We start from the raw sequence: 23,642 nt of genomic DNA, 5'->3' as shown, positions 1-23,642 counted from the left end.
CGACATCGCCCGCGCAGCACTCGTCCTCACCCATTTCGAGCATGACTACCTACCGGCAATTGGCTGAGATCACCTCACTGAGCTCGGCTCCACCGAAGCAGATCTGAGGAAAACGTCCTGAAATGCCGAGAGGTACCCTCAGGGCTGGGGCGTTGGGAGTTATTCACGCTTCCAGCAACCCGCCCGGACAGGTACCTCTCGCGTACGATTGTTTTATGCCTCGGCCAAGGCCACCCGACTTTCGACGAGCACCTGATCGGCTACGCCGGGCTCGCGCCGATGCGACTCGTCGAACGCTGCGTCCCGCACACACTGGCCGCCGCGCACGTCACCGCCGCCGACTCGCCTGCGGAGCCCGAGGCGGTGTCTTCAGAACCCGGATGCCCATACTGGTGAACACCTCATCGAACGCAGTGGTGAACGTCGCAGCCGGTCACGGATGAGGATCCGGAAGCCCTCGGACCGATCTCCCACCTCGACCAGCCGGCTCCGGTGCGTCGTGCGCCCGGCGGTAGGCCACCGGAGACAGGCCCACGCAGGTGTAGAACTGTTTGCGCAGTGCGACCGGGTAGCCGAAGCCGCAGGCGGTGGCAATACGTGCGATGGTCAGGTCGGTGGACTCCAGTAGCAGGCGTACGTGTGCCAGACGCCGCTGGGCCAGCCACTTGAGTGGGCTGATGCCCGCCTCACTGCGGGAAACGGCGGGTGAAGGTGCGTACGCTCATGTGTGCATGTCGTGCCATGTCCCGCAGCGTGATCGGTTCGGCCAGCTGTTCCAGTGCCCGCAGCCGGGTCGCCGAGGTGGAACGGTCGGTGTCCCGAGGAACCGGTGCTCGACGCACTGAGCCTGACCGCCCTCGCGCCACGGCGCTGCTACGCACCGGCGTGCAGCGGCCGCTGCGACCGTCGCTCCATGGTCCGGACGAATGACGGTCGCAGGTTCGAATTCCGCAGGGCGCGCTTTGATCACGGCATTGAGCTAGGGAAACGCACGCCACGACACCCTTGTAGGACATTGTTCTGGCCTATCCGTACTCCTACCGTGCTCGCCCGTACCAATCCCATGCACACCATGCTCATCACGCCGTTCATCACCGCGCTCACCGCCCCTGCCCCATGACGAACGGCCTCCTTCCGCCGCGATTCCAGCGGAACGAAGCCGTTCCTCGGCCGGATCGAGGTCGGCTGCCGGGCGCTGTTCACCGAGGATCAGTCGCAGGCGCTCGTCGTGTTCATGCCCAGCCAGGAAGCGAGGCCGGGGGCAAGATCAGACTGCTCGCAGTGCCGGGCCACGAGGACTTCGCGGCCACCTCAGGACAGTAGGCTAGCCCGCGGGGAGGAAGTTGTGGATCACCAGTCCGAAACCGCGAACGCATCGAGGCTGAGCGCTTGGTCCTGCATGCGGACGCGCCCCCGACGCTGGCACCGCGAGATCCTTGACTCCTTGCCCGAGGTGACCGACCTCGTTGAGGTCCCAGATCACGCCGAAGTCCAGGCTCGATGAGTAGAGGTCGCCGATCAGGCGTTCGGCTTCCGGCGATGGGAAGGCCACCGGCGGAGTCGGAGACGGAAGGTGGCGACGGCGAGCTTCGCCTCCTGGCATCGACCGGCGACCCAGGGTGGCCGGGATCGTGAGGCTCGTGGAGGCGTGAGGTGGGGCGAGGCAGAAGGTTCGTCGGGTATCCGAGCGCGCCCCTGCGAGGCATGGCGCTGGCAGGGCTCGCGCTGCTGGGACCGCCGCTCCTGGTCGTGATCTTCGTGGGCGCGCACGCAGGCCTGCCGTCTCCGGCGTTCTTCGTCGAACAGGGCCGCCGGCTGCCGGCGCTGGCCCGGCGGCTGGCCGCCCGATGGGGTGGCGTGGAGATCGCCTCGCCCTACCGTCCGGCTCCGCCGTCGCCCGTACGTGATCCCGACGGCTGGTATCGCGACGGCGACGCGCTGTTCCGCTCGGCGTTCCTGCCCGCTTACCTGGCGCGGCTGCGGTGGATCGCCCGCGATCCGGCGACCGCGCGCGACCTGTCGTGGATGATGCTCAACCCGCTGGTCGGCGGCGTGCTGGCGGGACTCGCGCCGGCGCTGATCGGCGGCGGACTCACGGCGCTGTGGTTCCACCGCCCGGCCGGCGCCGTAGCGATGCTGCTCGGCCTCGCGCTCGGGCCCCGGCTGCTGCACCTGCACGCCCGCTGGACCCGGGTGCTGCTCGCGCCGTCGTCACGCCGTGTGCCAGGCCGCGTCGCGGCGGCCGTCGGGGCGAGGGTCGTCGCCGGGGCGCGTCTGTGCGCGAGCGTCGCGCTGTCCGGGGTGGCGATGGTGTTCGCCGTGGCCCAGGTGGTGGCGATCGGGCTGATGCCGGTGCGGCTGTGGCCTGAGACGGTGCTGGGCTCGCGTCGTTTCGTGTCCTGGCGCCGGGCCCGGATCGGCGAGTGGACGGGCGTGCGGATCGGCGAGCCGTACCGCCCCGAGCCTCCGCTGCCCGACCCTGAGCCGGACGGGTCGTACCGGCTGGGATGGGGGCCGGTCGGCACGGTCTACCAGACGCGGGGAGCCGCCGTGCGGGCGCGGCGGTTCCGGTGGATGGCAGGCGACCGGGCCTCGTGGCGGGATCTGGCGTGGTTGTTCCTGGAGGTGCCCGTCGCCGCCGTGCTCTTCGCCGGGCCGGCCGTGCTGATCGTCGGCGGGCTGGCCGTGCTGTGCTGGCTGTGGTTGTGGACCGAGGCGCTGGGCCTCCTCACCGGGCTGACGTGGTCGCCCGACGACCTGCTGCACGCCGCCGTCCCGGCGTGGTCGGGCGTCCCGGCTCCGGTGGCCGGTCTGGTCGCCGCCGCCCTTGGCATGGCGGTCGCGCCGGCGTTGCTGCGCTGCCATGCCCTGCTGAGCCGGTCACTGCTCGGCCCGACCAGGGCGGCGCTGCTGACGAGCCGGGTGGACACGCTGACCAGCAGCCGCGCCCAGATTCGGGACGCCCAGGCCGCAGAGCTGCGCCGGATCGAACGCGACCTCCACGACGGCGCGCAGGCCAGGTGGGTGGCCGTCGGGATGACGCTGGGGGCGGCGGAAGGGCTCGTCGATCAGGATCCCGAGGCGGCCAAGGCGATGATCGCCGGTGCCAAGGACATGTCGGTGGTCGCGCTCGGCGAGCTGCGCGAGCTCATCCGGGGCATCCATCCGCCGGTGCTCGCCGACCGCGGGCTCGCCGACGCCGTACGCACCCTGGCGATGGACGCTCCGCTGGAGGCGGAGGTTCGCGTGCACCTGTCGGGCCGGGTGGCCGCACCGATCGAGGCGGCGGTCTACTTCGCCGTGTCCGAGCTGCTGACCAACGCCGCCAAGCACGCCGCCGCGTCAAGGGTCCTGGTGGAGCTGCGCCACGCGGACGGCGTGCTGACGGTCACCGTAGCCGATGACGGGCGGGGCGGCGCCGTGGCCCTGCGCGGGGGCGGGCTGCACGGCATCCGGAGCCGCCTCGACGGATTCGACGGAGTTCTGATCCTGTCCAGCCCACCGGGCGGACCGACCGTTGCTACCTTGGAGATTCCATGCGCGTTGTCCTCGCCGAGGACGTCTACCTCCTCCGAGAAGGGCTCACCCACCTCCTGAGAGCCCACGGCATCGAGATCGTGGCCGCGGTGGACACCGGCGAGGAATTACTCGACGCCCTGGCCAGGCACCAGTCGCATGCCGCGATCGTGGACGTGCGCCTGCCGCCCAGCTACACCGACGAAGGGGTGCGAGCCGCCATCGAGGCCCGCACCCGCCGTCCCGGATTTCCCGTCCTGGTCCTGTCGCAGTACGTCGAGCAGATCTACGCCCGCGAGTTGCTGGCCGACGGCGCCGGAGGCGTCGGTTACCTGCTCAAGGACCGGGTGTTCGACACGGGCCACTTCGTCGACGCGCTGCGCCGGGTCGCGGCCGGCGGCACCGCCATGGACCCGCAGGTGATTTCGAAGCTGCTCGGCGGTACCTCGCCCCTGCACCCGGTCGCGTCGCTGAGCCCGCGCGAGCGCGAGGTGCTCCAGCTCATGGCGCAGGGGCGCTCGAACGCCGCCATCGCCGGCCAGCTCAACATCAGCGAGGGTACGGCCGGCAAGCACATCGCCGCCATCTTCGTCAAGCTCGGCCTAGAGGCCACCGACGACACCAACCGCCGGGTCCTGGCCGTGCTGGCGTTCCTCAACCACGCACGGCCGGGGCCGCCGCCCTCCGCTGGGCCTTGATCAACGGGTGGGCCGGACGGACAGGGCATGCCGGAACACCCCGCGCGGGTCCCAGCGGGCCTTCACCCGCTGCAGCCGCGGGTAGTTGCCGCCGTAGTAGAGCGTGGACCAGGGCACGCCGGAGGTGTTCCACGCCGGATCGGCCAGGTCGATGTCGGGATAGTTGATGTAGGCGCCACCGTTGGCGCCGCCCGGGACGGGTACGCCGCCCGTGTCGGCGTACATCGTCTGGTAGAAGCGCCGCACCCACGCGATGCGCTCGGCGCTCTCCCCTTCCGTCCAGGTGCCCAGATAGAGCGCTTTGAGGATCGAGTCGCGCTCGGCCACGGCGGTCGCGTCGGCGGCCACGGTGTTGACCTGCCCGCCGTACGACGCCAGCAGCATCACTCCGCTCGAAGAGGCCGGACCGGCCACGCTGAGGTGGTCGTAAGCGACCCCGATCTGCCGATCGGTGAACCGCCGGCGCAGCTGGGCGGATTTGGCCTTGAACCTCCCGGACTCCTGGTCGCTACCGAGCGCTTGCGTGCTGACCGCGTGGTACCACGGCAGCCGTCGCACCGGAGGGATGTACGCCCGCGCCCGCACTCCTCGCGTCAGCGCCGCGAAGTACTCGGTGAGCAGGCGGTCGGCGTTCGGAACGGAAGCGTCCATCATGGTCGGCAGGATCATGCCGCCGGGATCCGCCCCCTGGGCGCGGCTCTGGATGATCAGCGCGCTCCAGAGCCCCGCGTACGGCGAGCCGGGGGCGCTGTTGCGCTCGTGCCACTCGCCGTGGTTGCGCAGCAAAGTGGTGAAGGACTCCCTGGTCATATCGCTCCACGACCAGGCCGGGTGACAGACCAGCAGGGCCGGTGGCGGCTTGGGCAGCAGCGTACGGGGATCCTTGCCCTTCGCCTTCGGGTCGCGCATCCAGTAGCGCGTCACGACGCCGAAGTTCCCGCCTCCGCCGCCCGTGTGCGCCCACCACAGGTCATGGTTGGGGTCGGACGGATTCCTCGTGGCGACCACCGCTCGTGCCCGCCCCGAGCGGTCCACCACCACGACCTCCACGGCATGCAGGTAGTCGACCACCGCGCCCAACCGGCGCGAGTGCTGGCCGTAGCCGCCGCCTGCGATGTGGCCGCCGGCCGCCACCCCGCCGCACTGGCCTCCGGGAATCGTCACCCCCCAGCCCAGGTATAGCTTCCGGTACACCTGCATCAACGTCGCGCCCGCCTCGATCGCGAACGCGCCCCGCTTGTCGTCGAAGTACACCTCTGACATCTCGCACATGTCGATCACGACCTGCGCACCGTCACCGACGAAGTTCTCGTAGCAGTGGCCACCGCTGCGCACGGTGACCCGCTTACCGGCTCCGACCGCCTCCTCCACGGCCTTCTCCACCTGCTCGGTCGAGCCGACCACGTGGAAGTACTCCGGTCTGGGGTCGAACCGCTGATTCGTCCGGCGCACGACGAGATCCGCATAGCGCGGATCACTCGGGGCTATCCGGACCGGCCCCAGTTCCTGAGCCTCCGCCCTTGACGGCGGGCCAAGGCCCAGCACCGCCGTTCCGCCGACTGCCGCCGCCCCGCCCATGAATCCGCGGCGGGTCACCTTGCTCACGATCGACCACCTCCTGCTCGCAGCTGAAATCCGTGCGATGGCAACGCTAGGAGCGTGATCACCGGGCGGACAACGGCCTTGGCACCCGTCTGTGATGGGAGATAACCCCCAGTCAGCCGAAGAGCCGCTGACGGCGGTGGCCGCCGCGGCTGATCGCCGGACCGCTGGTGGTGGCCGTCTGCGGCGGCGTCTTCATCACCGTGACCCCCTCAGCGCTTCGCTGATCCTCCGCCCTGCCGCGTTCGCCTTTTGCTGTTTTCGCAATAGGAATTCCCAATTTCTTCGTCCCCGTGGCACGGTGGCTTCGTCGAGGTCTCCTTGATCGTCCGGCGGCAGATCAAGCTACAAAGAATCGAGTCGTTCCATGACGTCCACTATCAGTAGCCATGTGGGCGACCGCATCGCGATCAGCGATCTGGTCACGTCGCTGGCCTATGCGCAGGATGAGCGCAGTTGGGACCTTTTCCCGCACATTTTCACCTCCCGGGTGGTGGTCGACCTGTCCTCGCATCTGGGCTCCCCTCCTCAGGAGGTGGCCGTCGAAGAATTAGCCGACGGAGCACGGAACGCGCTGGAGGGGTTCGACGCCACCGACCACGTGGTGTCCAATATCCGGATCCAGCTGGAGGGCGACGTCGCGCATTGCCGGGCGTATGTGCTCGCCTATCACCACTTGCAGGACGCTCCCGGGCCCGTCAATTACTGTTCTATGCGCGGAAAATGGAAGCTGGAATTGATCCGCACCGAGGGCGGTTGGCGCATCAAGAAATGGGCGGTCGGGCGCACCGGCCCGATCGACGGCGACGACAGTCTCTACCAGGTGGCCGCCTCACGCGTGACCGGCACGGAAATCGACTCGAAGCCTTCCGATGAGAACGTCAACAGGGCGAGCGGTCATGAGGGCCGGAAGTGAGGGTAAGATCCCTGACCGATGCCGGTGACAAGTTCTCCTCGGGGCAGCTGTACATTCTGGGGTGCTCTGCGCGACGATGCTTTTCGAGGGGATGAACCTCGCGAATGTCAACATGCAGTTGCCGCAAATCACGGCCGATCTCCAGTTGGGCCCTGCCGCCTCCCAACTCCTCGTAAGTTCCTATCTGGCGGTGTTCGGGGGCTTGCTTCTGCTGGGCGGACGACTGGCCGACGCAGTCGGCCAGTCGTCCGCGCCTTTCTGGTGGCCGTCGGTATCTTCGGTCTGGGATCGCTCATCGCGACGACGGCCACGGGCCCGGTCATGCTCATATCCGGTCGCGTCGTCCAGGGGATCGGGGCCGCATTCACCGTGCCGGGGGCCATGGCCATCATCGCGATCACCTTCCCCGAAGGCCCGGTGCGAAATCGCGCGCTGGGGCTCTGGGCAGCGGTGGGTGGCAGCGGCTACGCCGCGGGTCTGCTCGTCACGGGCGGGCTGACACAGCTGTTCGGATGGCGGTCCGGGTTCGGGATCTTCGTGGTGATGGCCCTGCTCATCCTCGGCTCCGGATCGACGCCGATGACGTCGTCCTCAGGCCCTCCTACGACCATCAGGAATTCACCTTCAGGAGGGTGGGATGAGCGCTCCGACCAACCCCAGATTCTCGCTGACCGGCCATCTCGGGCGTCGCGTGACCGAGAGCAGTTTTCACGGCCGATGGCAGCCCGTGTTCTTCGGGTTCACCCACCACGGTCGACCCGGACCGGGATACACCGACCGTGATGAAGGAGTTCTTGACCTCTTATCCACGTTTCACGGGGCTTACCGGGACCACAGCGGAAATCAAATCGGTCATGCAAGAATTCCGGACGTTCGCTGTCCGCGTGGACGATCCCGCGGAGGTGGGAGGCTATCGGGTTCCACACACCGCGATCAGCTACCTGATCTCCCCGGCAGGGGAGTATGTGACGCATTTTCCGGATGCCATACCTGCGGATGTCGTTTCATCCCGACTCCGCTTGCACCTTACTTCCTGACTCGGGCACAGCTCGCCGGGTGGCCCGGAGGAGTCTCACCTCCGGGCTTCCACAGAACGGAGCGTGACAATCTCTCATCCCACCCAGTCCGTCAGCACTCGGCCCTCCAGGCCGGGGTCGGCTGCGATGCAGTAGCCCGGTCCACCACTGTTCGGCCTTCTTGAATGACCGCAGCCGTTTGAACAGGGATACAGGCCCTATCGGTCCCGCGCCCCGAGGCTGGCCTGATCCGCGGCGTTACGGCCGGCCGCCCAGCCCTCCCGGTCCCAGGACGTGCGGACCGCGTGCGAGACCAGGTTCGGGAACATGCGCTCGACCGCCTGCTCCACCTTCTGTTCGCGGGCCGCCAGCACCGGCACCAGGTCGGTGCCCCGGCTGGCGCTCTCCTGCGAGACCGCGGCCGCCGTCGCCTCGGCGAGCCGCTCCCCGATCCTGGAAGCGAACGCCGACAGGAACGACTGGCGGAACGCCTTGTTCCTCGACCGGCCGGTGCCGTGCTTCTTGGTGCCCGAGTTCACCAGCGCGGTCTGCGCCTGCACCAGCAGTGAGGTGAAGAGCATCTCCACCCAGGACAGGTCCGCCCAGAACCCCAGCACGGTGGCGAACCCCAGCTCCTTCGACCAGATCACCCGGCACCTGTTGGCTTCGGCGATGAGGTTGAGCAGCATGGCCTTGGGTTGCTCGTACGGCGCGTCGATGCCGACCCGGATGCCCGCCGGGGCCTCTCCTCCGCCTGGCTGCGCGTCCAGCATCGCCTCGTCGATGCTGTACTTCGCCATCAAACTCTGCGCCGCCGACGTGAACGTCTCCGCCTCCGCCTCGTACGTCGTCGACTCCGCCTTGGCAAGCAGCGCCCGCACCCGCGCGAGCGTCTTCTCGCTGACCGCGTGCGAGCGTGCCTGGACCCTACGGCGAGCGGCCCCGGGCGGCGGGCTCAATGACTCAAGCCGCGGCAGCCCGGTCAGCACCCCCAACAATTCCAGCACACCGGAGACGGTCACCAGCCGGCCGGCCCCGTCGCGCGCCTGCCGCGCCGTCAGGTAACCGCCCTTCCACCACACCGCGGCCTCCAGGCCGGCGAGTTGGTCGCGCCAGCGCTCATCCACCGTGGCCGGCGCGTAGGCCCGCATCTCCCAGGCAATGAGGTCAGCCGCCGCCCGCCCGTGCCAGTCGGTCAGCCGTCTGGCCGCGATCCTGACCACGTCGGCGGGCTGCCAGCCGTTCCGCCACAACCCTGAGATCGCACGGGTCACGACCTCCACCAGCACGCGATCGGCATCGTCCCGGTCGGCCAGGAAGGCGGCGGCGGAGTCGAAGGCGGCCTGATCCTCGCAGGCAAGCGCCTCCATCGCCGCGCCGATCAGCTCATCAGCCTTACTCACCCGTGCCGTCCACCTTGAGGAAAGTCCGCCAGAACCCTACCGTGACGGAGCCTCGTCCCTGCTCACTGCCTCGGTGGGAAGGCGGCGAGGTCCTGACCGACCCCGGCTGACCCTGCGCTCCTGGTCACGCTGCGCGAGGCGTTCGCCGTGGCCCCCGGCCTCAGCGCCGCACGGGCCGTCGTGCTGCGCACGGATTGTGCTGATGCGTACGGAAACGATACCGGCGACAAGGTGACCGGTGTAGCCGCTTTGGCACCAGCGAGGCTGACGTGGAGTCCTTCGACCTCGCCGGGCCACCCTTCCCGTTCAGCTTCGGCGATCCGCGAAGGGTCAGTGCCACGCCTGGAGCTCCTCGCCGTGCGGATCGTCCACCACGCTCCACTCGCCGTCGATGCGCATGGTGGCCCGCCGCCCGGTGTCGTAGCGGTCCCAGCCGGGATCGCCGGTCGTGGCGAAGGCCACCCAGGCCGCGTGCATCCGGACGGTCAGGTCCGACGGCGGCTCGTCCGGACCGAGCAGGGCCTGTGAACCGCGCAGCCGGGGCAGGTCGGTGACGTCGAAGACGAACGGCAACTCCACCGCGTGGGTGGCGCCCAGCTCGCCGCCCAGCGCGTTCGAGCGCCACGCGAACGAGTAGCGGTAGGTGGCGGCGGCCCGCCCCGCATGCGCGTCGGCCAGGCGCCGGCTTCCCACGCCGAACAGGGCGTCACCCATGATGGCCGAGCGCAGTTCTCCTTCGGACGCCTGCGGCCTGGCCTTGCGGTAGATCTCGACGAGGCGGGCGGGCTGCGGGTGTGAGCGGGCCGCGGCGGCGTCCACGTCCGCCGTCGTCGAGGTGGACAGGTTCCCGAACGGTGCCAGGTAGAGGTTGCCCTCCTCCGTGTTGGTGCCCACCAGCAGGTCCACGCCCGCGCCTCGGCCCGCGGCGACGGCCTCGGCCGGCTGCCGGTCGAGCACGACGCTGAACGGGCTGAGCCCGATGAGCGGGTCACCGTGGGTCTCGGTCCGTAGGTCGATGCCCGACAGTTCGGACATGACCTCGACCAACCGCCGGTCGGGAAGGCCCGCGAAGGCGTCGGCATGAGGCTCGACCCCAAGCGCGTGAGCCGTGGCGCGGGTCACGCGGGCGGCCTGCTCAGGCGTGAAGGCACCCAGGCCGCTGCCGCTCTGCACGATCGCGCGCCGGAACAGCCCCTCGGCCTCGGGCGCGGCCAGCACACCGCCCACGATCGTGGCGCCCGCGGACTGGCCGGACAACGTGACGCGGGCCGGGTCGCCGCCGAACGCGGCGATGTTCTCCCGTACCCACCTCAGGGCGGCGATCACGTCGAGCAGGCCGCGGTTGGCGGGCGCACCCGGCAGGTCGAGGAAGCCCGCGATGCCCAGCCGGTAGTTGAGTGTCACGAGCACGACCCCGTCGCGGGCGAAGGCGGACCCGTCGTAGATCTCCGACCGGGTGGAGCCCGCCACGAACCCGCCACCGTGCACGAACACCATCACGGGCAGCCGCTCCCCGGAGGCCCCCGGTGTCCACACGTTGACGGTCAGGAAGTCCTCGCCGGGGATCCAGCCCGGCCCGAAGTACGGGGTCATGTCCACGCTGCCGAGCCGGCGTTCGGCCTGCGGCGCAGTCGGCCCTGGCTCCGTGGCGTCCCTTACACCGTGCCAAGGGGCGTGCGGTCGTGGCGCGGCGAACCGGGCGGCGCCGGTCGGCGGAGCGGCATAAGGGATGTTCAGGAACACGGTCGCCCCGTCGCGCCTCAGGCCGCGCACGGCACCTTGCGCTGTGACGACGGTGTCTGCCGCGTGGTGGTTCATCGGGCGTCCTTCGAGGTCTCGGCGTAGGAGTCGAACGGAGCCCAGCTCTTGACGGCGAACCCGCTCCCTTCGCGAACCACCTCGGCGGCGCCGTGCCCGCCCAGGTGCGCGGGGATGACCAGGGCGTTGTTGTCGGCGGCCCAGCCGAGGACCTTGCCACGGGAGGCGCGGGCGCCCGCGGGGTCCTCACAGAAGCAGCTGTTGGTGTCCGGCTCGATGAGCTGCACCGGGTTGTGCAGCATGTCGCCGACGAACACCGCGAGGTCGGTGCCCGATCGGAGGGTGAGTACGGAGGACCCCGGGGTGTGCCCGGGCGCGAGGTCCAGGCGCAGGTTGGCGTCGATCGTGTACGTGTCCTCCCACAGCAGGGTCAGGCCCGCCTCGTGGACGGGGACGACGCTGTCCTCGAACACGTTCTGGTTGCCCCGCCCGAACACCGTCGGGTGCTCGTTGACCGGGTTCCAGAAGTCGAAGTCGGCCTTGGGCATCACGTACGTGGCGTTGGGGAAGGTCGGCACCCAGCTGCGGCCGTCCAGGTAGGTGTTCCAGCCGACGTGGTCGATGTGGAGGTGGGTGTTGATCACGAGGTCCACGTCCTCGGGCCGCACGCCGGCGCGGGCCAGGTTGTCGAGGAAGTCGGTATCGAGGTGGCCCCAGACCGGCGCGTAGGGCCGCTCCTTGTGGTTGCCGACGCCGGTGTCGACGAGGATGTTCCTGCCTTCGCTGCGGAGCAGCCAGGTCTGGATCGCGGAGTTGACGATCCGCGTCTCGGGGGCCACGAAGTGCGGCTCCAGCCAGGAGGAGTGCTTCTCCCACGTACGTGGCGAGGTTTCCGGGAAGAACGTCTCGGGCGTCATCTCGACGGGCCCGTAGTACTCCCAGATCCGCGTGATCGAGACGTCACCCAAGGTGATCTGGTTGGCAGGCATGAGTATTCCTCAATGAGACGAGTGGTGATGAGTGCGGTGAGATCCGCCGCCCGTCCATCGTGCGCCGCCGCCCGGGGCCGGCGGTATGCGTCAGGTGACTGCATCCGCTGCGGCCACGCGCTTGCTACCGTGGCAGAAAGGGGAACGGACCTGCGACGACCCTGCGGTCCTGCTCAATGAGATCTTTGGAGGGCCTGTGCACGAGCGGGCGCCGGGCTCCCGCGTCACGGCGGAACGTGACGCGATCGTCGGGCGGGACGCCGAGGTCGAGCGGCTCTCCACTCTGGCGGCGGACGCATCCGGTGGCGGCCGGGTCCTGCTCATGTCCGCAGCCGCGGGGATGGGCAAGAGCACGCTACTGGAGTACGCGGCCCGCCGCGCCGAGGAAGCAGGCCATCGGGTGCTGCGGGCGAGCGGTCGCGAGTCGGAGAGAGACCTGGCCTTCGCGGGCCTGCACCAGCTTCTTCGGCCGGTGCTGGACGAGGCGGCCCACCTGCCGGATCGACAGCGCCGGACGCTGCTCGGCGCCTTCGGGTTCGTGCCCGACGCCCCCGACCCCCTGCTGACGGGGGTCGCCGTCCTGACCCTGCTGTCCCAGGTGGCCGAACGGGCGCCGCTCGTGGTCGTGCTCGACGACGCCCAGTGGATCGACTCCGCATCCGCCGACGTCCTCGCCTTCGCCGCTCGCCGGCTGGACGACGACCCCATCACCCTGCTGGCCGCCGTACGCGACGACGACCCCGTCGCACCGCCGCCCGGCGTACGCGACGGCGGGCCGGGCTTCGGCCGGGGGCGGGACTTCGGCGAGGGGGCACCGACGCTCGTGCTGCCCCCGCTCGACCCGATGGCGTCCCGGCGGCTGCTCGGCCTGCGCGTGCCCGGCCTGACGGGCAGGATCAGGGAACGCGTGCTCGACCAGGCCGCAGGAAACCCCCTGGCCCTGCTCGAACTGGCCGAAAACGCATCGCTCAACCCGGACGACCACGGCCCGCTGCCGGTCGGCCAGCGACTGGCGGCCATCTACGCCGCCCGGCTGGCGGAGCTGCCGGAAGCCGGTCGGCGGACCTTGTTGCTCCTGGCCGCCGCCGACTTGGAAGATCCACCCGACGCCGTGTTGGCGCTGCTGCCCGACGCCGACGACAAAGCCTGGCCCGCCGTCGAAGAGTCCGGGCTGGTCCGCCGGGCAGGCCGTCACGTACGGTTCCGCCACCCGCTGGTCCGCTCCGCGATCTACCACGCGGCGCCGTTCGACGCCCGCATGGAGGCCCACCGCACGCTGGCCGATGCCCTGCGTGACGAACCGGACCGCCATGCCTGGCATCTCGCCGCCGCCACCCTCCACCCCGACGCGGAGGTCTCGGCCGCCTTGGAGCAGACGGCCGACAGGGCTCGCAGGCGAGGCGGCTACGCGGCGGCGGCCAAGGCGCTGGCCCGCGCGGCGGAGCTGCGTCCCGGGCGCGAGGACAGCGCCCGGCTGCTGGCGGACGCGGCCGGCCTGGCCGTCTTCACCGGGGACCTGTCCTGGGTGAAGACGCTGGCCGACCGGGCCCGCGCCCGCACCGACGACCCGGTCCTGCTCGCCACCGCCTCACTGCACGTCGGGCGACTGTCCGCGCTCACCAGGCAGCACGCCGCCGGCTTCAACAGCATGGCCGCGATCGCCGGCGACCTGGCGGCCACCCACCCCACCATCGCGCTCGACGCGCTCGCCGCCGCCGCGGTGCTGCGCTTCTACTCAGGCGAGGAGTCCCAGCGGCGGGAGATCGACCGGCTCCTGCCGCGCCTGCCCGCCGGAGCGCTGCGGGAGTGGGCGCGCATCGTGTCGGACCCGTTCGGCGGCGGACGCGAACTGGCGCCCCGGCTGCCTGACATGATCGCCGCAGCCGGGGGCGGCCTTGGAGCGGGCGATCGCGGAGGGGTCGGCCGCGGCGCCGGTGCGGGTGGTCGACCCGAACGGTTGACCGCGCTGGCCATCGCGGCGTGGGTGCTGGACGAGACCCCGCTGGCGGTCCGGACGTTCGACGAGGCCGTCCAGTCATGGCACACCGCAGGACCGCTCCCCGAGGGGCTCGGCGGCGTCATCGCGCTGGCCTACTTCGAGTATGGCCGCTGGGATCAGGCCCGTGCGGTCTGCGCCGCCCTCGGCGCACTGCCGGCCGCGGCCGGACTCGGCCACGCCGTCGCGTGCGCGCACGCCATCGAGGCCATGGTCGTGGCGTCCCAGGGCGACGCGGCACCTGCCCGCGCGCTCGCCGACGAGGCGTTGCGCCTGGTGGACCCGCTGGAGAGCCGATCGGTCGCCGTGTACGCGCACCGCGCCCTGACCGCCGCCGCCATGGCCGAAGGCGACCACGAGGCCGCCTACGAGCACGCGCGGATGATCTTCGACACCAACGGCGATCCCGTCCATTACCACGCCTCCTACCCGGCCCTGCCGGAGCTGGCCGAGTCCGCCGCGCGCAGCGGCCGTCACGCCGAGGCGATCGAGATCGTCGAGCGCTCGGCCCGCGCCCTCGCCCGGGGCGGCTCGCCCCGCCTGCGGAGCCTGGTGCACCGCAGCCGCGCGTTGCTCGCCGAACCCGAGCACGCCGAGCCCGCCTTCCTGGCGGCCCTGGCCGATCCCACCCTGGAACGCTGGCCCTTCGAGCGCGCGCAGACGCTGCTGGAGTACGCGGAATGGCTGCGCCGCCGCCGCCGGATCGCCGAGGCGCGGCCGTTCCTCACCTCGGCGTACGACACCTTCCGCCGACTGGGCGCGCTTCCGTGGAGCGAACGCGCGCAGGCGGAACTGCGAGCGGCCGGTCTGGACGTCCACCCGGCCGACCCCGGAGCCATCGCCGGCCTTTCTCCGCAACAGCAGCAGATCGTCCGGCTCGCCGCCCGCGGGCTGACCAACCGCGAGATCGGCGAACGGCTCTTCCTGTCGCCGCGTACCGTCGGCTCCCACCTCTACCGCACCTTCCCCAAGCTGGGCGTCACCGCCCGCTCCCAGCTTCGCGACGTGGTGGAGGCGGCGGCTGTGGACGGCGGCATGCCCGACTAGGTCGTCGTGCAGAGGACACGGCCGCCGTCGAAGGTCTGTGCCAGCTCGGCCGTCGCCTTGTCCAGGCGGTCCACGTGAAAGAGTTCGCGCGACGTACGATCGCCGCGCCACCGGCGGTCTGCGGCCAGCCGCGCCAGCGTGCGCCGGTCGTCGTGGCAGGAGATCGCGGGCCACGCGCCGGCCTCCATGAGGCGGATCGCTTGGTCCAGGTTGACCCGGATGCGCTCGACGGCGCGGACCTCGCACCCTGCCTCGCCCATCTGAGCCGCGGCGGTCACGGCGGCGAGACTGCGGACGTGGTAGGCGCACGACTCCAGCAGGGCGAGCAGGTGGCGGGCGCGGGCTCGGCGGGCTCGGCGCGGGTTCAGCGGGTGGGTCAGCGGGCGAAGGGAGCCGCGCAGGTCCTCCAGAGCCCGATCCAGCTCATGGGCGTCGAGCAGCGCGTCCCCTCCCGGGGTACGCGTCCGCCGAAGGGCACGCAGCACCTCAAGCAGCCGCTCGCCACCGGCCCCGCGCACGGTCGTAGGCAGCACGAGCGCTCCTGCCAACACCCCGCACAGCACGCCGAGCGCGGTCTCCCAGGTGCGCAGCGCGAGCAGTTCGGCCGAGAACGTGCCGAGCAGGACGAACGCCATGGCGATCAAGCAGGTGATGAAGAACGTCACGGCCCAGTAGGCGTTCGACGGGGTGCGGAAGACTCCGAAGACACAGACCAGCGACACGCTGAGGGCCAGCGGCACGTCGCCACCGGCCACGGCGGCCATCGACAGCCCGCACGCCACGCCCAGCACGGTGCCCAGCAGGCGCTGGAAGCCCTGGACCAGAACCTCCCCGAAGCTCTCGGTGTTGACGAAGACCACCCACGCGGTGAGCACGGCCCAGTACCAGCGTTCGGAGGACGTCAACTCGCCGATCACGACGGCGATGGCCGCCGCCGCGGCGGCCTGGACGGCCTGCCGCGTCGCGACACGCCTCAGCCGGTGAGCCGCGCCCTTCGTACGAGGGCCGCGGTCCGAGGGGGCGTCGGCGACCGATCGGAGCCCGTCCACGGCACGCATCAGCTCGCCGATCGCGTGGTGGACGTCCAGGAGCGCGGCAGGGGCTCGGTCGCGCGTCGTCCCCATGAAAGCCGGAACGGAGCGGACGGCCAGCACCGCCAGACGCTGCGCGGCCACTTCGGCTCTCACGATCCCCTGCCGGGCCGAGTCAGCGGCGCGTCCCCGGCTGAGGAGATCGGTGATCATCAGCGTGCTCCGGTGCAGCTTGGCGATCCGGCGTTCCAGTGACCGCGTCAGGCGCGTGTCGTCCCGTCCCGCCCGTACCACCTCGATCGCACCGAGCACGACGTGCTCCAGATGAAGGTCGAAGGCACGCCACAGCCGCCGCAGCTTCCTGGCGGGGGTCGCCCGCAGCAGGCCGAAGCCCACCAGCGCTTCGGCGGCGAAACCGACGCCCACGGCAGCGTACAAGCCGGGCAACTGGCTCAGCCGTGTGTCGAGGAACTGGGTCAGGAAGTACGCCATGAAGGCGAAGATCCCTAGCGCCTGTCCTCGTGGCCCGTATCTGCGGACGAACACCGCCCAGAAGATCAACAGGACGAAGACGGCCTCGGCCACCACGCGGAAGGGCGCGAGCGCGGCACCCACGAGGAGGACGGCGGACACCAGCGGCACGGCCGCGCCGACCGTGAACACCTGCTCTCGCGCGGGGCTGTCGCCGACGGCCAGCGCGACGGTGAAGGGGGCGAAGCAGCCCGCGACGAGGAACGCGGCAGGCAGGTCCGTGAAGGACAATACGGCCAGGGTGAGCGCGATGCCCGCGACGGCTCTGAGCGCGGTGGTCGTGCCGACGAGCCCGGGATCGCCTGCGCTGAGGCGAGCCCACGCGCGTGCCGCCCGCCGGAGTTGAGTGCCCATCGGTTTCCTCGCGATCGTCCGGTTCCCCGGCCATCATGCGGACGCGCGACCCGCCCGGGGTATCGGACGAATGACTGCACTTCACAAGTCGCGGCATGCGCAGAATGAGGGCCTTGACCGCAGCTGTCGTGGGCGGTCGTCACGCCGTCGAGCGTTTCGGTGGCCCCGTCGAGCGGGCGGCGGGTCACCGTGAGCGGCTTCGCTCCCGCCGCCGCTCCGCCGGGCAGTTCCGTCGTCGGTGCTCAGTGCGAGGGTGAAGGGCCCCGGGAGGGTGCCGCTGACGCCACGCACGGTCAGGCCGTCCATTCCCGCGCGGTCGAACTCGATCACGCCGAGGCCGTAGCGGGCGTGCGGCAGCAGCACCGCTGCCGGATCAGGGCGCCGGCGGGACAGCAGGCCGAGCAGGACGTGATGGATGCCGATCCGCTCCCGGCCCGCCTGTTTGCCCAGGCCGGTGAAGACCGCCTTGGCCGCGAGGAAATCGCCGCCAGGCGCCGCGAAGCCACCGGTGCGCTGCTCCACCGTTCACGCGGCACTCGCGGGACGCCGACCAGCAACCACCCCACCCGCATCCCGCCCCAGAGCATCGGTTCCGACGTGGGTGTGCCGGGGTGTCACCTGACGGCCGCGACGAGTTCGTCGCGGCCGCTCGTGCCGGTCTTGCGGGAGAGCGCCTTGATGTGGTCGCTGACCGTGTGGACGGACAGGTCGAGCGCGCGGGCGATCTGCTTGGGCGCGGAACCGTTGTAGAGGTGCTGCATGATCTGGCGTTCGCGGGTGGTGACCCCGTACCAGTCGCAGAACGAGGGGATCAGCAATGTACCGCTCGCGCGCTGGATCATGACCGCCACGTCGCCGTCGTCGCCGAGCGGCTGGGCCTCGATGGTGGTCCACCAGCCGCATCCCACCGAGGGGACGCACAGCCGCAGACACCGCGGGTGCTCACGCGCCGCTGCCGCCAGAGACGCGAACGAGGATTCGGCCAGCCATTCCGGTATGGCCAGCTGCGCCTTCATCGTTCTCAGCCACGGCAGCGCCTGGGGCGTCATCGTCCTGATCCGGTTGTCGGCTCCGATGACGAGCATGCCCGGCGGCGGCTCGTGCGCGGAGGGCTTGATGGGCTGCGCCGTCACATAGCGGCGAAGCGCGGCGGCCAACGAGGGCCCGACCTCCGCCAGCCGCCGCGCGTCCGCGTCGTCGAACGGCCGCCTGCCGGTCTCCCGCACCAGGCAGAGCACTCCCCAAACGCCACGCGGGTCCCGCAGCGCGAGGCACAGTTCCTCACCGGCTCCGTACTTTGCCAGCAGCCGGTCATGCGCGCCCGAGCGGAGCCGACGGTCGGCCACGGCCACCGGGACGTGCTGTTGCGCCAGGCCGGCGAGCTCCCGCACGGCCGATCCCACGTTGTCCGGCCTCAGCAGCTCGCGACCGAGATCGGGCGCGTACCCGTGCCAGAAGGCCAGTGTGGTGACGCCCACGCCCGACGACGGATTGTTCGCCCCGCAGCGCAGCGCGTCATGCGGCACCACCGGCGCGATCACCCGGGACAGCTCCGCCGCCACCGCCTCCAGCCCGGCGCCGGGGGTCAGCGCCGCACACAGACCTTGATACAGTCGACTACCCACCGTCACCATGCCTCCAGTGTGCGCCAGGACGGACCGCGCTGACCGGCGAATATGCGGCCGTGGGTGGCAGTGCCCCTGTCAGGCGCCATCGGTTGGGCTCCGCACCGGGGCGTACTCCCGGTGCGGAGCGCCGGTCCAGTCAGATGTCGTGCCGGAAGTCCCCGCCGAAGCCGGCGATGAAGACGTGGCTGTTGCTCGCACCGGCGGTGAAGAACAACGAGATCCCGCACCCCCAGCCGATGCCGTCGCGGCCTACCGGAAAGACGTTGTTCCCGTCGATGCCGTGCGAGTGATCACCTTTGATCTTGAGGTTGTCTCTGACCAGGATTTGGTTCGGGCCGTCCCAGACGTGCACGTGGAGAAGCGCGCTGGTCTCTCGTGCGTTGAAGAGGATCAGCACCCTGTCCAGGCCGGCTCGGCGGTCTTCGACGATGACCGGGGTGGGAATGGCCAGGTGGATCCAGTCGCCCCCGTTCGCCGGAAGCGTGAAGGTCGCGCCGAACCCCTGGCGTAGTGCGCTCGTGCTGGGCTTTTCGGCCACGGCGGTGAACCCGTGCTGCCATGACGCGTACAACTTCGACATCGTCGTACTCCTTGTGGTCGGTTGGCTGTGGATTTTCGGGAGCCGGATTCGTTGGGGGACGGTTCTGTTTCGCATGCCGGCTTTGCATTTCGAGGCTTTCGGCGTCCCGGTCGCTCCACGGTAAAACGCCTTAGGGAAAGCTCGACATCCCTAATATCAGGGATAATCATCTCGCCATAATTGCGAGGGAAATATATTTCTATGGGACGAAACGTAACAGCCTATATCGTCCTTTTAATCCGTATATCCGGATTCGATTTCACAGGCGGTAGACCCGGGTGGCCGTTGCGGTGAACACGTCCCGGACCTCTTCCGCGGATCGGCCGGAGAGCACGTTCTGCCAGGTGGAGACCAAGGTGGCCAGGTCGGTCCAGAGTTTCTCGATCGGGAAGTTGCTGCCCCACATGCAGCGGCGCGAGCCGAACAGGTCCAGGCAGGTGGCGGTCACCTTCTCGATCAGCGGCCGGTCCACGCGATGCACGAAGGTCCCCTGACCGGTGAGTTTCACCACGACGTTGGGCTGCTCGGCGAGGAGCCTCATGCCGCGGGTCCACTCGCCGATGGCCGCCGGCCCTGAGCCCACCGGCATCCCGGCGTGGACGAGCACGAATGTCACGCCGGGGAAGTCCTCGGCCAGGGCCGCGGCGTCGGCCATCTGCGCGGGGAACACCTGGAGCTCGAACAGCCAGCCGAGGTCGGCGAGCGCTGCGATGTTGCGCCGGAAGACGGGGTCCTTCATCCGGTCGGGGGCGGAGGCGAAGCGGAACTCCGGCCGCTCGTGCCAGTGCAGTTGCAGACGGGTACCGCGGACGAGCGGGGTGATGGCGGCCTGGCGGCGCATGACCTCCACCGCGCCCTCGTCGAACAGGTCCGCGGAGCCCACCACGGCAGCGGGCCAGCCGGTCTCGGCGCGGACGTCGCGCAGCCACCGCACCTCGTCCACGCAGCGGTCGAGCGGCCAGTTGGCCTGGACGTAGACCGCCAAGGTGATGCCGCAGGCGGTGGCCTCCGCGGCGTACTCGGGCGCGAGATAGTCACGGCGGATCGGCTCGTACGGGCCGAAGATGCGCGGAACCATCTCCCCCTGCAGCCAGGGCAGGTCGGCGGCGCGCCAAATGTGGTGATGGGAGTCGACGATCCCGTGGGAGAGGGAGAAGGTCATCGGGTTGTTCCCCTGGGTCGTGGGACGGACCAGCGCCTCGCCGCGAGGTGGCGGGGGCCGGACAGGACGGTGGGGAGGCGGCGGACCTCTTCCAGCGCGGTGCGCAGATCCCGGACGCCGCCGAGGTGGTCCAGGCTCGCGAGCTGGGCGGCCATGGCGCGGGTGACGGGGCGGTAGGCCGGCGAACAGGCCAGCGGTGACCACCAGACGAGCCGGTGGCCGAGCCGGGACAGGCGTGCCGCGGCGCGCACCATGGGAGCGTGGTCGCCGCGTTCGAGCCCGTCGGACAGCACGATCACGAGGGCGCCGCGGGCGAGCGCCACGAAACGCGGGTTGCCCAGGAAGCAGTCCAGCGCCGCGCCGATCGCCGTACCGCCGTCGGCGTCCGTGACCAGCCTCGACACGGCTCGCAGCGCCTGGTCGGCGTGCGGGTGCGCGAGCGCGGCGGTGATCCGGGTGAGCCGGGTGCCGAAGGTGAACACCTCGGTGCGGGCCGGCGCCGCGCGCAGCGCGGTGTGCGCGGCGCGGAGCAGATCCGGGGTGTGCTGCCGTAGCGAGCCGGAGACATCGATGAGGATCAGCAGCCGACGCGGGCGCGGTGGGCGGGCGAGGCGGCGCAGCTGGATGAACTCTCCGTCGTGGCGGAGGGCCCGTCGCCACGCGTGCCGTACGTCCAGCCGGTCTCCCGACCGGGCCGGACGCCGCCGCCGTGACGGTACGGCGGGCAGCACGGCGGGCCAGGCGGCTTCGAGTGCGCGCATGAACGCGGTCCGGCGTTCGCCGGTCCGGCCGAAGTCACGTGTGCGGTGAACGCTCAGGGCGCCGGCCTCGACACCGTCGCCCGGCCGCGCCTCGCGGGGCGGCGGATCGTCCTCGCCTGGTCCTCCGGGGGACTGCGCGCCGCCGTCGTCCGCTTCGAGCGGCGGGTCTGCGGGTCCGGGGCCTCCCTGCCGGAACCAGGCGTCGAAAACGCGGTCGAAGGCGGGGAGGTCGCTCACGTCCTGGAGCAAGGTGATCCGGGCGTACCAGTACAGCGCGGTCAGGTCGGGCGGCGAGGTCTCGGCGATCGTCCGCAGCAGGTCCGCCCGCTTGGTCGGCGCGGTGGGCAGGCCCGCACCGCGCAGCGCGGTCAGGAACCCCCACAGGTGGTCGGCGGCGAGCACGACCGGGTCAGGCATCGCCGAACACGTCCTCAGCATGCGCGAGGGCATCGCCGAACACGTCCTCGGCATGCGCGAGGAGCAGCCGGGTGTCCTCCTCGTCCTTGATCAGCAACCCGAGGGCCCGGCGCAGTGCCACGGGCCACGGGCTGCCGCCCTCGGCGAGTGCCATCGCACCGCGGCCCCACTCCACCGACTCGGCGATGCCGGGCCGCTTGAGCAGCGGAAGATGGCGTACGCGCTGCACCGCCCCCACCAGCCCTGCCGCGGCCTGTTCCGCCAACCCGGGAACCGCCATGCGCAGGATCGCCCGCTCGCGGTCCGGCTCGGGGAAGGCGATCCAGTGGTAGAGGCAGCGCCGCTTGAGCGCGTCGTGAAGTTCGCGGGTGCGGTTGGAGGTCAGCACCACGATCGGCGGCGTGCGCGCCCGTACGGTGCCCAGTTCCGGGATCGTGATCTGGAAGTCGCCCAGGAACTCCAGCAGGAACGCCTCGAACTCGCTGTCGGCCCGGTCGATCTCGTCGATCAGCAGCACCGCGCCCTGCTCGGCCCGCACGGCGCGCAGCAACGGCCGGCGCAGCAGGAACTCCTCGCGGTACAGGTCGCCGACGTCCTGACCGCGGCTCTCCGCCACCCGGACCTGGAGGAGCTGCTTGGGGTAGTCCCACTCGTACAGGGCCTGGCCGGAGTCCAGCCCCTCGAAGCACTGCAGGCGGATCAGGTCCAGCCCGGTGACGCGCGAGAGCACCGAGGCGACCTCGGTCTTGCCGACCCCGGGCTCGCCCTCCAGCAGCAGCGGCCGGCCCAGCCGCAGCGCCAGGTGGATGGCCGTGCACAACCCCTCGTCAGCGAAGTAGCCCTGCGCCTCCAGCGCGGCGGCCAGCTCGCGCTCGCGCAGGAGGCCGGGCACGGCGCCGTCGGTGGTCACAATTGTGCGTGCTCGGTGGTCAGTAGGTGGACGCGCTGGGAGGTGTGCGCGGCCGCGTCGGCCGCCGCGGCCTTTCCGTGCTCGGAGCCGAACGCGGCGGCGCGGGCGTCCTCGTCGTCGAAGTACAGCTCGTTCACCGAGTCATACGCCCCGCCGTCGCCGTTGGTCACGCTCACCGTGTACTTCCGCAGGCCGGGCAGCTTCCTGGCGAATTCGACGTGGTCCTCCACCACCCACGTCGCGAACTCCTCGTGCGACAGGCCCTCGGCACGCTTGAGCAGCGAGACGACTTTCAACATGGTTCCTCCTCAGATTTCCGGTTATCTCGGGCGAGCAGGGCGTCCAGCCCGCGCAGGACACGCTCGGGGGTGAACGGCATCGTGTCCAGGCGTACGCCGCACGCGTCGAAGATCGCGTTGGCGATGGCCGGGATCGGGGCGTTCGCCGTCATCTCGCCGATCCCCTTCGCGCCGTACGGCCCGTTCGCGGCCGGGCGCTCCAGGAACAGGCTGTGCTGGACCGGGATGTCGGCGGGGCCTGGCATCAGGTACCCGGCGAAGTCGCGCGGCCCGTGATCGCGCAAGGGGTAGTAGGGCTCGGTGGTCTCGAACAGGGCGTGCGACACGCCCATCCAGGCCCCGCCCTCCACCTGCTGCGTCGCCATGGCCGGGTTGAGTGCCCGGCCGACCTCGTACGCGTTGTACAGCTCCAGCACCTCGACCACCCCGGTCTCGTCGTCCACCTCGACGACGGCGGCCGTGCACGCGTGCGCCTGGCAGGAGTCGGGGTCCATCTCCCCCGTCTCGGGCACCGGCACGCTCGGCTCCTTGAGGTAGATGCCGCGGCCGGAGATCGTCCGCCCGTGCTTGAAGTGCGCGGCCAGCGCCAGGTCGGTGATGTGGATGCCCTTCTCCGCCGCGCCCTTGAGCCTGATGAAGCCGGTGCCGTCGGTCTCCAGGTCCCCGGCGTCGACCTCCAGCTCCTCGGCGGCGACCTCCAGCATCACGGCGCGCGCCTCGGCCGCGGCCATGATGACGGCGTTGCCGACGCGGTGGGTGCCGCGGCTGGCGAAGGTGCCCATGCAGTGCGGCCCGGTGTCGGTGTCGGCGGTGTCGACGAGCACGTTATCGATCGGCAGGCCGAGGGTCTCCGCGGCGCACTGGGCGGCGATCGTCTTGATGCCCTGGCCCAGGTCCACCGAGGACAGCGAGATCACGAACGTGCCCGTGGTCGTGGCGTGGATCAGCGCCTGCGAGGGATCGCCGCCGAGGTTCATGCCGGTCGGGTAGTTCACCGAGGCGTACCCCCGTCCGCGGAGCTTCGCCAT

Annotated in this window: 18 protein-coding genes and 3 pseudogenes; 6 read left to right on the top strand and 15 right to left on the bottom strand. The window is 70.6% G+C overall.

What is annotated here, in order from left to right; genetic code table 11:
* Positions 1-433: 433 nt before the first annotated feature.
* Positions 434-682: pseudogene (locus ACTMTF_RS40450) on the bottom strand (helix-turn-helix domain-containing protein); the annotation flags it as partial.
* Positions 683-1,704: 1,022 nt separating this feature from the next.
* Between ACTMTF_RS40450 and ACTMTF_RS40445 the strand changes: the two are divergent.
* Together ACTMTF_RS40445 and ACTMTF_RS40440 are read left to right on the top strand one after the other, a co-directional pair.
* On the top strand, positions 1,705-3,597 hold the full coding sequence (locus ACTMTF_RS40445; protein ID WP_441115410.1) for a sensor domain-containing protein: 1,893 nt from the start codon (positions 1,705-1,707) through the stop codon (positions 3,595-3,597).
* The gene (locus ACTMTF_RS40440; protein WP_441115409.1) at positions 3,537-4,214 is read left to right on the top strand and encodes a response regulator transcription factor; all 678 of its coding nucleotides are present in this window, start codon (positions 3,537-3,539) and stop codon (positions 4,212-4,214) included. Before ACTMTF_RS40445 ends, ACTMTF_RS40440 begins: the two co-directional genes overlap by 61 nt.
* On the opposite strand, the gene ACTMTF_RS40435 is transcribed toward ACTMTF_RS40440, so the two are convergent.
* Positions 4,215-5,819, bottom strand: coding sequence for a BBE domain-containing protein (locus ACTMTF_RS40435; RefSeq protein ID WP_441115408.1), 1,605 nt, complete (start codon positions 5,817-5,819; stop codon positions 4,215-4,217).
* A 364-nt stretch (positions 5,820-6,183) separates the two neighbouring features.
* Between ACTMTF_RS40435 and ACTMTF_RS40430 the strand changes: the two genes are divergently transcribed.
* Both ACTMTF_RS40430 and ACTMTF_RS40425 read left to right on the top strand, forming a co-directional pair.
* Entirely contained in the window at positions 6,184-6,732 is a 549-nt protein-coding gene (locus ACTMTF_RS40430) for a nuclear transport factor 2 family protein (protein WP_441115407.1), read from the top strand.
* An 18-nt stretch (positions 6,733-6,750) separates the two neighbouring features.
* Positions 6,751-7,230: pseudogene (locus ACTMTF_RS40425) on the top strand (MFS transporter); the annotation flags it as partial.
* Here the strand turns inward: ACTMTF_RS40425 and ACTMTF_RS40420 are convergent.
* Positions 7,197-7,343, bottom strand: coding sequence for a hypothetical protein (locus ACTMTF_RS40420; protein ID WP_441115406.1), 147 nt, complete (start codon positions 7,341-7,343; stop codon positions 7,197-7,199). The pseudogene ACTMTF_RS40425 and the gene ACTMTF_RS40420 sit on opposite strands and share 34 nt — an antisense overlap.
* Before the next feature lie 26 nt (positions 7,344-7,369).
* On the opposite strand from ACTMTF_RS40420, the pseudogene ACTMTF_RS40415 reads away from it, so the two are divergent.
* Positions 7,370-7,769, top strand: a pseudogene (locus ACTMTF_RS40415) (SCO family protein).
* A gap of 197 nt (positions 7,770-7,966) precedes the next feature.
* On the opposite strand, the gene ACTMTF_RS40410 reads toward ACTMTF_RS40415, so the two are convergent.
* The 3 genes from ACTMTF_RS40410 to ACTMTF_RS40400 form a co-directional block, all read right to left on the bottom strand.
* The gene (locus ACTMTF_RS40410; RefSeq protein ID WP_441115405.1) at positions 7,967-9,151 is read right to left on the bottom strand and encodes a DUF2786 domain-containing protein; all 1,185 of its coding nucleotides are present in this window, start codon (positions 9,149-9,151) and stop codon (positions 7,967-7,969) included.
* 330 nt (positions 9,152-9,481) lie between these two features.
* Positions 9,482-10,969 (bottom strand): carboxylesterase/lipase family protein, encoded by a 1,488-nt coding sequence (locus ACTMTF_RS40405; protein WP_441115404.1) that lies wholly within the window; start codon positions 10,967-10,969, stop codon positions 9,482-9,484.
* The gene (locus tag ACTMTF_RS40400) at positions 10,966-11,898 is read right to left on the bottom strand and encodes an MBL fold metallo-hydrolase (RefSeq protein ID WP_441115403.1); all 933 of its coding nucleotides are present in this window, start codon (positions 11,896-11,898) and stop codon (positions 10,966-10,968) included. Before ACTMTF_RS40400 ends, ACTMTF_RS40405 begins: the two co-directional genes overlap by 4 nt.
* Before the next feature lie 196 nt (positions 11,899-12,094).
* On the opposite strand from ACTMTF_RS40400, the gene ACTMTF_RS40395 reads away from it, so the two are divergent.
* The gene (locus ACTMTF_RS40395) at positions 12,095-14,941 is read left to right on the top strand and encodes a helix-turn-helix transcriptional regulator (protein WP_441115402.1); all 2,847 of its coding nucleotides are present in this window, start codon (positions 12,095-12,097) and stop codon (positions 14,939-14,941) included.
* Here the strand turns inward: ACTMTF_RS40395 and ACTMTF_RS40390 are convergent.
* The 9 genes from ACTMTF_RS40390 to ACTMTF_RS40350 all read right to left on the bottom strand — a co-directional run bounded on the left by ACTMTF_RS40390 (position 14,938) and on the right by ACTMTF_RS40350 (position 23,642).
* Positions 14,938-16,857 carry an FUSC family protein gene (locus ACTMTF_RS40390; protein WP_441115401.1) on the bottom strand — a complete coding sequence of 640 codons (1,920 nt, stop codon included), beginning with the start codon at positions 16,855-16,857 and terminating at the stop codon, positions 14,938-14,940. The two genes, ACTMTF_RS40395 and ACTMTF_RS40390, sit on opposite strands and share 4 nt — an antisense overlap.
* A gap of 81 nt (positions 16,858-16,938) precedes the next feature.
* Positions 16,939-17,379: a hypothetical protein gene (locus ACTMTF_RS40385; RefSeq protein WP_441115400.1), complete on the bottom strand. Its 441-nt coding sequence runs from the start codon at positions 17,377-17,379 to the stop codon at positions 16,939-16,941.
* A 92-nt stretch (positions 17,380-17,471) separates the two neighbouring features.
* The gene (locus ACTMTF_RS40380; RefSeq protein ID WP_441115399.1) at positions 17,472-18,491 is read right to left on the bottom strand and encodes a LuxR C-terminal-related transcriptional regulator; all 1,020 of its coding nucleotides are present in this window, start codon (positions 18,489-18,491) and stop codon (positions 17,472-17,474) included.
* A 130-nt stretch (positions 18,492-18,621) separates the two neighbouring features.
* On the bottom strand, positions 18,622-19,065 hold the full coding sequence (locus ACTMTF_RS40375; protein WP_441115398.1) for a DUF6623 family protein: 444 nt from the start codon (positions 19,063-19,065) through the stop codon (positions 18,622-18,624).
* A gap of 259 nt (positions 19,066-19,324) precedes the next feature.
* Positions 19,325-20,227, bottom strand: a complete 903-nt coding sequence (locus ACTMTF_RS40370; protein WP_441115397.1) for an amidohydrolase family protein — start codon at positions 20,225-20,227, stop codon at positions 19,325-19,327.
* The gene (locus tag ACTMTF_RS40365) at positions 20,224-21,405 is read right to left on the bottom strand and encodes a VWA domain-containing protein (protein ID WP_441115396.1); all 1,182 of its coding nucleotides are present in this window, start codon (positions 21,403-21,405) and stop codon (positions 20,224-20,226) included. Before ACTMTF_RS40365 ends, ACTMTF_RS40370 begins: the two co-directional genes overlap by 4 nt.
* On the bottom strand, positions 21,398-22,315 hold the full coding sequence (locus ACTMTF_RS40360; RefSeq protein WP_441115395.1) for an AAA family ATPase: 918 nt from the start codon (positions 22,313-22,315) through the stop codon (positions 21,398-21,400). The genes ACTMTF_RS40365 and ACTMTF_RS40360 overlap by 8 nt, the downstream gene beginning before the upstream one ends.
* Positions 22,312-22,614 (bottom strand): EthD family reductase, encoded by a 303-nt coding sequence (locus ACTMTF_RS40355; RefSeq protein WP_441115394.1) that lies wholly within the window; start codon positions 22,612-22,614, stop codon positions 22,312-22,314. The genes ACTMTF_RS40360 and ACTMTF_RS40355 overlap by 4 nt, the downstream gene beginning before the upstream one ends.
* Complete coding sequence (locus ACTMTF_RS40350; RefSeq protein WP_441115393.1) at positions 22,608-23,642, bottom strand: xanthine dehydrogenase family protein molybdopterin-binding subunit; 1,035 nt, start codon at positions 23,640-23,642, stop codon at positions 22,608-22,610. The genes ACTMTF_RS40355 and ACTMTF_RS40350 overlap by 7 nt, the downstream gene beginning before the upstream one ends.

The organism is Nonomuraea sp. ZG12 (assembly GCF_052068115.1).
GTDB lineage: Bacteria > Actinomycetota > Actinomycetes > Streptosporangiales > Streptosporangiaceae > Nonomuraea.
This window is presented reverse-complemented; position numbering and strand designations above follow the sequence as displayed.